The organism is Nostoc sp., assembly GCF_036917375.1.
Classification (GTDB): Bacteria; Cyanobacteriota; Cyanobacteriia; order Cyanobacteriales; family Nostocaceae; genus Nostoc.
The window spans coordinates 36,463-46,153 of the sequence record NZ_JBALDN010000107.1 but is presented as its reverse complement, the minus strand read 5'-3'; the positions used below and the strand labels follow the sequence as shown (position 1 = coordinate 46,153).

Genomic DNA, 9,691 nt, shown 5'->3' with positions numbered 1-9,691 from the left:
AATGCACGAGCGTAACGCTCACAACTTCCCTCTGGATTTGGCTGCTGGCGATTCTGCTCCTGTTGCTTTAACCGCTCCTGCTATCAACGGTTAATCATAATCTGAGATACGCTCCCCACGCTTATCTATAAACAAAAAACGCTCTCCCGAAAGGGGGGGCGTTTTTGCTTTGGGTTAATTGCTACGTTAATTTAAAGTGCAAAAATGACCTTTATCGGTGAGAACTTAGGAAATAATTATCAAAAAGTAAATTTTACAGTTAATAACGGGTCAGAACGGGTAATAATTGCTAGCAGCGCAGATAATTGCCTTAAAGCTCAAATATCAAGGAGAAGCCAAAAATGATTTTACACCGTGGGCGTAGGGTAGTAGCCGCTTTGTTGCTGTCGGTGGTACTACTGACAACAGCCTGTAGTCCAAAAACACCTGGACGTTTTGACCAGGCACAAAAAGAAAGCACTCAACAAAAAAGCGGTCAATCAGTAGCTAAAACCGCAACTCAGGGTAGTGAATTTAATAAATTTTTCCCCAAAGCTGGTGATGGCTACCAACGCGTCTATACCCAAGAGAAAAAAGGTTTTTCGGAAGCGAAGTTGAAAAAAGGCGGTAAAGATATAGCGGTGCTGTCTATTTCTGATACTACTAGCACACCTAGTGCAGCAGCAAAATTCTCGAAAAGCACTAAAAAAATTGGTGGTTATCCCGCAATAGAAGTTGGTAAGACGCAAACTGCAATTTTGGTAGGTAAGTACCAGGTAAAAATAAGTTCCCGCGATTCATCATTTAAAGCTAGCGATCGCGAAGATTGGCTAGAGAAGTTTAATCTTAATGGTCTGGCTAACCTGAAATGATTCGCACTACTAACATTCAGATAATAAAACCTAAATAAGGAGATTTTTGTGAGCAAATCGATTGTTGAGTTGGTCGATCAATTGCCAACTGGCGGCTTGACTGTTTCTATGTTGAAGTCTCTCGATTTTGTTGCTCCTGGAGAGTGGCAAAACACCGTCGGCTTTGTCAATACTATCAAGAAAGTTACTGGCGAAGACGACGAAGATTTAATTCAGCAAATTGGCGAACGAGCGATTTATCTATTCAACGACAAATCCCAAGGATACCAAACAGCCTTGTGGTTATATCAAACTGTTGATAATACAGATAAAGCGCTTGGTGCAGCAGCTTTAGCTAATAAAGTCGGTGAAAAAATTCCTTTGTTGGGTTTTTTAAACTCTGTCACTCCCAAACCTGATAAAGCCCAAACCATCGATCTGACATTAAAATTAGTGGCTGAGTTGGTAGCCTTCTGTCAAATTAACGGCATTCCCGGAGACAGTATTGGTGATTTTGTCGCCTCTTTAGGAGAGTATAGTGGTGAGTCACTGATCCGCATGGTGGCATTAGTTTGCGTTGATGGTTTGATACCTTTGGGCCCAGATTTTATCAGCAAAGCGATATCTGGCCTGAATCAAACAAATCCACAGGAGTTAGAACAAAACTCGACTTTCCAAAATATCAAAGATGTGATTCCAGGTAACAATGCCGGCAGTAAACTCAACTTTATCGGCGAAAGCTTTGACTCAGTTAAAGGTTGGATGAGTGGGTTAGTTAGCGCCAATAATTTAACGCCACAAAAGGTTGTCCACAACTTGCAAAGTTTTACCGATATTGCTGATGACAAGTTGGACTACCTCGCAGCATTCCTGGATGTAGCAACAAATTATTATGAACACACTGGCACGCAAACTTTAGCACATCGCTTGATTGAACGCGCGGTGGCTGAGATTTAGGTTGATGGGAAGTGGAGACTGGGAAGATTTCCCAATCTCCAATCCCTATTGGGGTAAATGCAAATCTGCTGCGATCGCATATAAGTAAGGTTGAAAAACAGCCAAGTTTTCTAGTTTATCAAACTTACCTGTTTGCGTACCTGTGTCAAATGCAGTGGTAATCACGTAAAGTTTAGTGCCATCAAAGGCAACATGACCGATATGTTGCTCTTGTACTCCACCTTGTTGATTGAGTTCAGCGAACCCATAGCGGATTCCTTGAAGCTTACCAACAGGTACTGGTTGCGGTGGGTAGGCTGAGAAAGTAATCTGTTTTCCATATTTACCCTGACGATCTTTCGCAAACGCAGCGTAGTGGTCTGCAACCCAAGTCTTAAGTACTGGTAATAACTGGGTTTGGTATTTGGGACTTTGGTAGTCTACTAAAGAAGCAGTTGGAATACCAGCTGCTAAGAGTTTCTTTCGGAAATCCTCAATGTTTGCTAGTGGGTAAATGTTAATCTCAACTGTACCCAAACGTTTTCCTTTAGAGGAGACACATAACAGGGGTGCATTTCCTTCACAGGGAGCAACTTGCCAGTTAGTTGGAGCAGCAGCATTTCCCAGAATTGTCTGCCAGATATTTCCCTGATTAGAGTTGGGAAGTTTGGCAACGGTAGGAGCTTTTACTACTTTGGGTGGAGAAAATTGGGGTAAGATAAATTTTGCTCCCACCGGTATTGACACCAGCAAAATAGAGCCTAGCAATAAATGATAAAGTCGTAACATTTTTTCAAAATCCAGAGCCAGGGATTGCAGATTAACGATATCTACAATACTTTATGGATACAGAAGAAGAATACATTTATATTGCTGCAAGTTCCGTAAATATAACTATAGCGCTTCTTTGTAAAATCAGGGATAAGTTAGGGGCGCATAGCTATCTGTACGCGAATGGCACGCTTGTAAAGCCCAAAGGCTTGCTCTGACTGCTTCCCAGCCTGGAGGCTGGGAAGCAGTCAGAGCAAGGGCTGTATCTTTTCTTAGTGCCATTCATCTGTCATAGGTGTCAACTTAAGCTGGAAATAGCTTATCTGTTGGCTTCCATGCCCACCCGTCAATAAATTTTCGGGCTAATAGCTTAAGTCTACTGAAGTAGACTGGAGATTTTTGGCAATCTTTTAGTCATCTGAAGATGACTTTAGCTATGAGACGGGAATTTCAATTCCCGGCGGACGAGCGGTTTCACGTTAAGTTGACACCAATGTTCATCTGTACGCCCCTACTAATTGCCCTAAGTAGCTAGGCATAAAGAAATTAAAGTTTGTAGTAAGGACTTTAGTCCCGATCAACCTTGCTATGAGCGATGAATTGCTCACTACAAACTAGGATTTTATTGTATGTTTAATTATGCCTACTTAGTTCACGCAATTGAAAATATATACACTTAGTAGCGCTGAAAAAACAGTACAATCCTACTACGAACAGTTTGTTTATTGATTGATGTGTGCCTAATTACTTGTGGCTTGTCGGAGGTATGGCAACAATGAAGAGATGCTGGCTAGATGTCAAATCGAAGGGCAAATTTGCTTGGACTTTTAATTGAAGCGAGAACGTTGTTGACGACGTTGTTTGTGCCTAGCAATTGCTTTACGCTTCTCTTTTTCTATCGGCGTCTCAAAGTGACGCTTTTTTCTCATATCTTGGAAAATTCCTGCTTTAGAAACTTCCCGTTTAAATCTTCTCAAGGCTGATTCAATACCTTCATTCTCCCCTAAAACTACTTGTGTCATTCTCATTCCTCCTTAATGTGGATGAATAGTTCAGGACTACATACCAAATAAAATATTCCAGCAGAATGGAGCCTTTGGCTTTATCTGCTGGAGACTCTAAATGTGAAATTTTCAGGAATCGACTTAGTAGCGATTATTGTTGCGGCGGGCATTATTACCGCCACCCCAGCTACCACGAGAGGAGTTACTTCTTTCCTCACGGGGTTTAGCTTTGTTCACTTTCAAATCACGTCCCATCCACTCAGCACCATCAAGTGCATCAATGGCAGCTTGTTCTTGTGTGTCTGATTCCATTTCCACAAAAGCGAACCCACGAGGCCGGCCTGTTTCCCGATCTGTGGGTAGTTGAACACGATTTACTGTTCCGTATTCTGCAAAAGCCTGCTTTAGGTCCTCTTCTGTAACCTGATAGGACAGGTTTCCGACGTAAATTGACATAGAAATCTCCGAATTCAGGGAGTGTAGAGAGTTAAATTCGGAGAGACGGTTTTTAGAAATCAAAACGAGTTACTCAACCGAAAATAATCTTTATGTCCATGAGTGTAGCACAGCATTCAGCCTTTGAATATTGTCTGATAGTGAATTTTATTCACAAATCAAACCTTAAAGGACGGTTTGCAGACTTTCTAAAGACTGGCTTTTTTTGCTTGTACTATATAAAGTTACACTTTTAATCGGAAATCGTAATTAACTCGCGATCGCCCAGATATATATTTAGTATTTTAAAATTAAGCTGTGGACTAAGGGGTAAAGATTATTATCGCTAATGGGATTAATCATACCACGATCGACAGTCTTAAAAGCAAATTAATCTAAATTAAAAAATATTTATCCTCAAGTACATTAGCTATGGTCAAACTGTGCTAGGATATCCTCTGCTTTGTTACATAGTACTTCGTGATATTCACCATTACTAGCTAGTAAACCTCCCCATTGATTGATATCACCAGTGTTATACTGCAACGGCGTGCCATCGAAGTGAGTAAACTGACCACCGGCTTCTGTTAAAATCAATTCTGGGGCAGCGATATCCCAGTCTTTGGGCGCAGACTTGCCGGAAAGAGATATATAGATATCTGCCTGTTGCTCGACAATGGTGGCGATTTTGCAGCCTACACTACCCACAGATTTCTGATTTTGACAGGGTAAATTTTGTAGCAGGCGATCTAAGCGTTGGTTGCGGTGAGAGCGACTAACGACTAAGGTTAAATCCTCAATTCGTTTACCTGACGACACTTGTAAAGGAACAGATCCGTCACAGGTTTCTACAAATGTACCCCCGCCTTTGGTAGCGTAATATAACTTTTGAGTCTCTGGTACTGCCACCACTGCCAGCACTGGGCGTGTTTCCTTGACTAAAGCAATGTGAACTGCATAGTCGCCAGTTTTTTTAATAAAGTCTCGCGTGCCATCCAAAGGATCAATTATCCATACCCAAGGGGCAGAAGCTTGTCTACCACTACTTGACGATTGATAAGTTTCTTCGCTAATGTAAGCAAAATCTTCGTTACCCAAAGTTGCTTGTAGCCTCTGCAAAATGTATTGACTCACAGCTACATCGGCAACGGTGACAGGCTCATTCTGCTTATATTGAATTTCTAAGTTAGGCTCTTTTGCTGTGCCGTCGTAATACGATCGCAGTATATCTGCTGCGCCCCAACCTACCTCGCGAGCGATCGCTAATATTTCTTGTAAATCTTTCATTAATTTGGCCTATTTAAAAATATGTATAACGTGATTAGGGGCGCACAGCGATACTTAGTTTAACTAATTACGAATTACGAATTACGAATTATCTTAAATCCATCCAGCGCCGAGTACCAAAAAATTTACAGGAATCAGCAGCAATATTAGCTGCCAGTGCCAGTGCATCTGTAAAGCTTTGCCTTAAAATGTAATGACAGAAAGCACCGTGAAAAATATCTCCAGCCCCTAACGTATCAACCGCTTGAATCTGCGGCACATCTACGATACCAGTTTTAGTGTCACTCAAGTATTCAATTGGTTTTTGTCCGTGGGTAATGGCGATGTGAGGAATGTCAAATCCACTGAGATAGCTAAAAACGTCTTCTCCAGTCTGGCAGTTGGGGGGATAAAAATTAGCTGAACAGATAGCATAATCTACAAATGGTAAAATTTGCTCAAATCCAGGCTTCCAACTACCACCATCGATCGCTACTGGGATATTATTGGCTTTAGCCATTTGAACGATGGAATTACCAACCACCATCTGATGTCCATCAATCAGTACTATATTGACATTCTGCAAAATATCTGGCGGGATAGATGCGCTGCTAGCTTGAGTTTTCACAGCATTGATCGAAACCACAGCGCGTTCACCTGTGGCTTGAGTGACAATAATCGAAGATACAGGCGGTACTAAATCAGTGGTAGGCTCAAGGTCTGCGATCGCAACTTTGTAATTTGCCAAGTCATCTCGAATTAGCTGCGTCATTGGGTGAGAACCTACTACACCTAAGACTTTAGCCTGATTTCCTAAATAATTGAAAGTTACAGCTGCGTTTGTTGCTGGGCCCCCTGCCGCTACAGTATAGTCAGTAGCGACAATCTTCTGATTATTCTTAGGGGCAGAGTCAGCAAGGTAAATCAAATCTAAAGTTACTAAACCTACAAATAATCCACGATTCATCTGCTCTTTTGTTCAAAATTCAATTTTGAATTCTGGCTCACTTCGACTCCTTTCGACTTCGCTCAAGGCAAGTCGCTCAGTGACCTCTTGAATTCTTTCTTGGTAAATGGGTATGGCTCTTGGCGACTGACAACTTCGATTGCTGTTTTCAACCAATCAATATAAGTCTCTTCTCTTCGGACTACCAACTCCAGCACCAGCCTTTGCATCACCTGCTTGCGGTTGGCAGATTCATCACCGAGTGATGGCAAATCGATGGTTTCACATTCAGCCAGCTTTTTGCTTCGAGCCGCCAATTGTTGCTCCAGTAAATGAATGATGGTTTCATTCGACAACTGATCTGCAAAATGCAACTGGACGAGTAAAGGTTCTCTGATAGTCGGTAAAGGCTGATGAATCCCTAGCCATCGTCTAAATTCGGCTTTCCCTAGTTCCGTCACACTGTAAACTTTGCGGTTGGGGCGATCGTGTTGAATCTCAATGTTACAGGTAATCCAGCCTTGCTCAACTAGCTTATCGAGAGTTCTGTAAATTTGTGCCTGATCTGCTGGCCATAAATGGGCAATGCATTGATCGAAGCAGCTCGTTTTGAGGTCGTAGCCCGTCATTTCTTGCTGCTGAAGAAGACCTAAAATTACATTTGCTAGCGACATGAAGATGGTTTTCCCATGATTGATATTTTCTCGCTCGGTTCTACACTATGTACTTCTTATAATTTTATGCTAATATATGATTAATCAAATATAAGATATAACGGTTATAAAAAGATATGCTCATTATAATGCTTCTTAGCAAGGAAACCAAATAGATAAAAAACTCCATTCACAAGAACGTGGGGAAGAAGAAGGGAATAGGTTAAAGGTTACAGGGTACAGATCCCTGTTACCTGTCACCTCTTCCCCAATTCCAATACAACTCTTGAAGAGGCCGCGCAACGGCTTCTCGTAGAGACGCTGATACGCCCCTTCAGGCCCAATTCTCAATGCTTAGAAATTATTTAAGCCATTGAAGACTATTGTAACTAGAGGATAAGTAACATTGACTTCTAACACACTTACAGAAAGAATACGTCAGCATCAATATCTGCGTGATTTACGAAACAAATTACTCCACCTTCACAAGATGTTGCTGGAGACAGAACGCATTGCCTACGAACAGATTAGTGGACGAGTATCAAGTGGAGAACTTCTTCAGCTAGTCATCGCTCACGAACAATTTGCTTGGCTACATCGCATTTCTGAGATGGTTGTGCAAGTCGATGAAATGCTCCAAGCAGATGAACCGATATTGCTGGACGATTTCCAAAAATTGATTGCTGATGTCCGTACACTTATTGTACCGTTAGAGACGGGTAATACCTTCGAGAGAAAGTATTACAACGCTCTCCAGCGCGAACCTGGCGCTGTGTTGGCACACGCGGAGATATCCAGATTCCTTACGTCTAAGGTTTAATTGCTAAGTTACCCAAACAGTGCTGAGTACAAAAGTAAGAATCGTACTCAGCACTTGGGCACTCATCAACCAACTGCCACCAAAGGCTGAGGTATTTCAGCTTTATGCCATACCGATTGTCCTGTCAGCAGTTCTACAACATCCATCCCATTCCCAATCACACCTGGTACACTCGGATATCCGGCACTTGCTCCGACGAAAAACAGGTTAGATAACTCTGTCGTATATCCCAAACGATTTAAACCAACCTGTTTAGGAATTAATTTTGCACCGTAAATATTACCTTGCGGCTGTCCTAGATAAAATTCGCTGGTGGTAGGTGTACCATAAACTTTCATCCGGGCGTAGTTGTCCACATCTGGAATCAAATCTCGTACACTTGTCATCATCTGCTGATAAACTTCTCGCTTTTTGGCTTTATATGCTTTTGGATTGGTTTTGTGCAGATGTTCAAATGGTTTATAAGAACAGACAGTCGCAATCTCTAAAACGTGATGTCCTTTTGGCCCCATCCCTGGTTCGCTAGATTTCATCGTTGGACAAGAGAGGAAAATCCACGGATGACTGAAGTCACCTGCCAATTGTTGTTGATATTCTCTGTTCAGGTCGCCTGTGGGATAATACCAAATATTCCAATTACCGATGCCGTAACGTTGAGGATCGAAACGGCTATCTAAACCCAAGTAGATATTGAAAGCACTGGCTGAGTATTCGTAACTGGTTAGACGTTGATGCTCTTTGTGACTCAAAGCTTCAGAATCATGCATCAACTCCACTGTTAATTTGGGGTCGAGGTCGCTGATATAAGCTTTGTTGGCACAATAGCTTATACCATCAGCAATGACGCTATGGACATTGTGGTTGCTAACTTGAATATGGCTTACCGGAGTTGAGTATTTGATTACACCTCCACCTGCGATAATGACGTTTGCAATGGTGTTAACAAAGTGTTTGAAGTGATGTTTGGGATAATAAGCACCTTCTGAGTAGTCCCAAGTTAGAGAAGTGTGCGTGAGTAGCGCAATTTCTTCTGGTGGTAGTGCATAGTCGCCACTTTGCCCCGCCAACAATGCTTGTAGTTTAGGTGATAACCCGATATGGTTATACAAATCTTGTAAAGTCCAATTGCGCTTCAAAAATAAATTCAAATATTTTGCTAACTTTAACCAGTCAGACAGCTTCCGATCGAACCAGTGTACTTCTTGCACTAGGCTGCGAATTTCTTGGTGGAGTTGCTGAATTTCATTGCAGTAATGGTTAATAGCATTAGCTTCTTCTGGAAATGTGGAGAGTAAACGCGATCGCAAATTTTCCCATCCCAAAGGAATTTTGAAATCTGCCTCTGGTGTAATAACTCTATCGATGCAGTCAGGATCGAGGCTATTAAAGGGTACATCTTGATTAAGATAGTCGAGAAATTGACCTATAGTCTGACCAGAACCACATTGAGAAATGTAATGTACGTCAGCACAAAAACTATATTCCCCGTAATCAAAGGTGTGACAACATCCACCAGGTAAATAATGTTGTTCTAGAACTGCTACCCGATAGCCTTGTCTAGTTAAACAAGCTGCTGCCGAAAGTCCCCCTAGTCCGGCTCCCAGGATCACATAATCGAAGATTTCCATCTCAGTCTCCTTTGGCAATCTTGATTTCGGTGTTATGTTCTTTTATCGCTGTTTTTTACCAGTAGAAATGCCAAAATACTCAGCGCTTCTTCACCTAGCAGTTTTCATTCAATGAAAATAGCTAGAGAAACCATTCGAGAGAAGGTGCAAAAGTTTTTATCGCTGATAGTAACAATTGCACCATCACCGAATATTCTGATATTTAGCTGCGGCAATTTTGCCAACAACTTCACTAACATTTAGATGCCCTGAAGGATGTTTAACAGTTCACTGATTTAATTTAAAGTAACCGCAAAAAACCTAGCTTAAAATCCCTGTTGAAGCTTGCAGATAGTTAGCAGGCGATAATTTAAGACTTTAAGCTCTTGCTCTTTATCCTTTATGTATTAACCTTATCGAAAC

General features: G+C 41.7%; 12 protein-coding genes and 1 pseudogene. 5 read left to right on the top strand and 8 right to left on the bottom strand.

Features of this window, described 5'->3' with window-relative positions; translation table 11 throughout:
• From V7K45_RS29920 to V7K45_RS29910, 3 genes and pseudogenes are all read left to right on the top strand, one after another.
• Window positions 1–94, top strand: a pseudogene (locus tag V7K45_RS29920) (photosystem II protein D1); the annotation flags it as partial.
• Between the two features lie 247 nt (window positions 95–341).
• Complete coding sequence (locus tag V7K45_RS29915; RefSeq protein WP_335009146.1) at window positions 342–851, top strand: hypothetical protein; 510 nt, start codon at window positions 342–344, stop codon at window positions 849–851.
• 48 nt (window positions 852–899) lie between these two features.
• The gene (locus V7K45_RS29910; RefSeq protein WP_322685843.1) at window positions 900–1,787 is read left to right on the top strand and encodes a hypothetical protein; all 888 of its coding nucleotides are present in this window, start codon (window positions 900–902) and stop codon (window positions 1,785–1,787) included.
• 45 nt (window positions 1,788–1,832) lie between these two features.
• Here the strand turns inward: V7K45_RS29910 and V7K45_RS29905 are convergent, their stop codons facing one another.
• The 7 genes from V7K45_RS29905 to V7K45_RS29875 form a co-directional block, all read right to left on the bottom strand.
• Window positions 1,833–2,555, bottom strand: coding sequence for a hypothetical protein (locus V7K45_RS29905; protein ID WP_335009144.1), 723 nt, complete (start codon window positions 2,553–2,555; stop codon window positions 1,833–1,835).
• A 126-nt stretch (window positions 2,556–2,681) separates the two neighbouring features.
• Window positions 2,682–2,819, bottom strand: a complete 138-nt coding sequence (locus V7K45_RS29900) for a hypothetical protein (protein ID WP_335009142.1) — start codon at window positions 2,817–2,819, stop codon at window positions 2,682–2,684.
• Between the two features lie 545 nt (window positions 2,820–3,364).
• Window positions 3,365–3,559: a 30S ribosomal protein S21 gene (rpsU, locus tag V7K45_RS29895; protein WP_069073011.1), complete on the bottom strand. Its 195-nt coding sequence runs from the start codon at window positions 3,557–3,559 to the stop codon at window positions 3,365–3,367.
• 123 nt (window positions 3,560–3,682) lie between these two features.
• Window positions 3,683–3,997, bottom strand: coding sequence for an RNA recognition motif domain-containing protein (locus V7K45_RS29890; RefSeq protein WP_194047264.1), 315 nt, complete (start codon window positions 3,995–3,997; stop codon window positions 3,683–3,685).
• Between the two features lie 405 nt (window positions 3,998–4,402).
• Complete coding sequence (locus tag V7K45_RS29885) at window positions 4,403–5,263, bottom strand: 3'(2'),5'-bisphosphate nucleotidase CysQ family protein (protein WP_335009140.1); 861 nt, start codon at window positions 5,261–5,263, stop codon at window positions 4,403–4,405.
• Between the two features lie 88 nt (window positions 5,264–5,351).
• Window positions 5,352–6,209 carry a sugar kinase gene (locus V7K45_RS29880; RefSeq protein WP_335009138.1) on the bottom strand — a complete coding sequence of 286 codons (858 nt, stop codon included), beginning with the start codon at window positions 6,207–6,209 and terminating at the stop codon, window positions 5,352–5,354.
• 62 nt (window positions 6,210–6,271) lie between these two features.
• The gene (locus V7K45_RS29875) at window positions 6,272–6,862 is read right to left on the bottom strand and encodes a PadR family transcriptional regulator (RefSeq protein ID WP_335009136.1); all 591 of its coding nucleotides are present in this window, start codon (window positions 6,860–6,862) and stop codon (window positions 6,272–6,274) included.
• A 385-nt stretch (window positions 6,863–7,247) separates the two neighbouring features.
• Here V7K45_RS29875 and V7K45_RS29870 point away from each other — a divergent pair, with 385 nt between their 5' ends.
• The gene (locus tag V7K45_RS29870) at window positions 7,248–7,661 is read left to right on the top strand and encodes a hypothetical protein (protein ID WP_335009134.1); all 414 of its coding nucleotides are present in this window, start codon (window positions 7,248–7,250) and stop codon (window positions 7,659–7,661) included.
• Between the two features lie 65 nt (window positions 7,662–7,726).
• On the opposite strand, the gene V7K45_RS29865 is transcribed toward V7K45_RS29870, so the two are convergent.
• Complete coding sequence (locus V7K45_RS29865) at window positions 7,727–9,289, bottom strand: phytoene desaturase family protein (RefSeq protein WP_335009132.1); 1,563 nt, start codon at window positions 9,287–9,289, stop codon at window positions 7,727–7,729.
• A gap of 111 nt (window positions 9,290–9,400) precedes the next feature.
• On the opposite strand from V7K45_RS29865, the gene V7K45_RS29860 reads away from it, so the two are divergent.
• Complete coding sequence (locus V7K45_RS29860) at window positions 9,401–9,532, top strand: hypothetical protein (protein ID WP_335009130.1); 132 nt, start codon at window positions 9,401–9,403, stop codon at window positions 9,530–9,532.
• The last annotated feature ends 159 nt before the right edge of the window (window positions 9,533–9,691 follow it).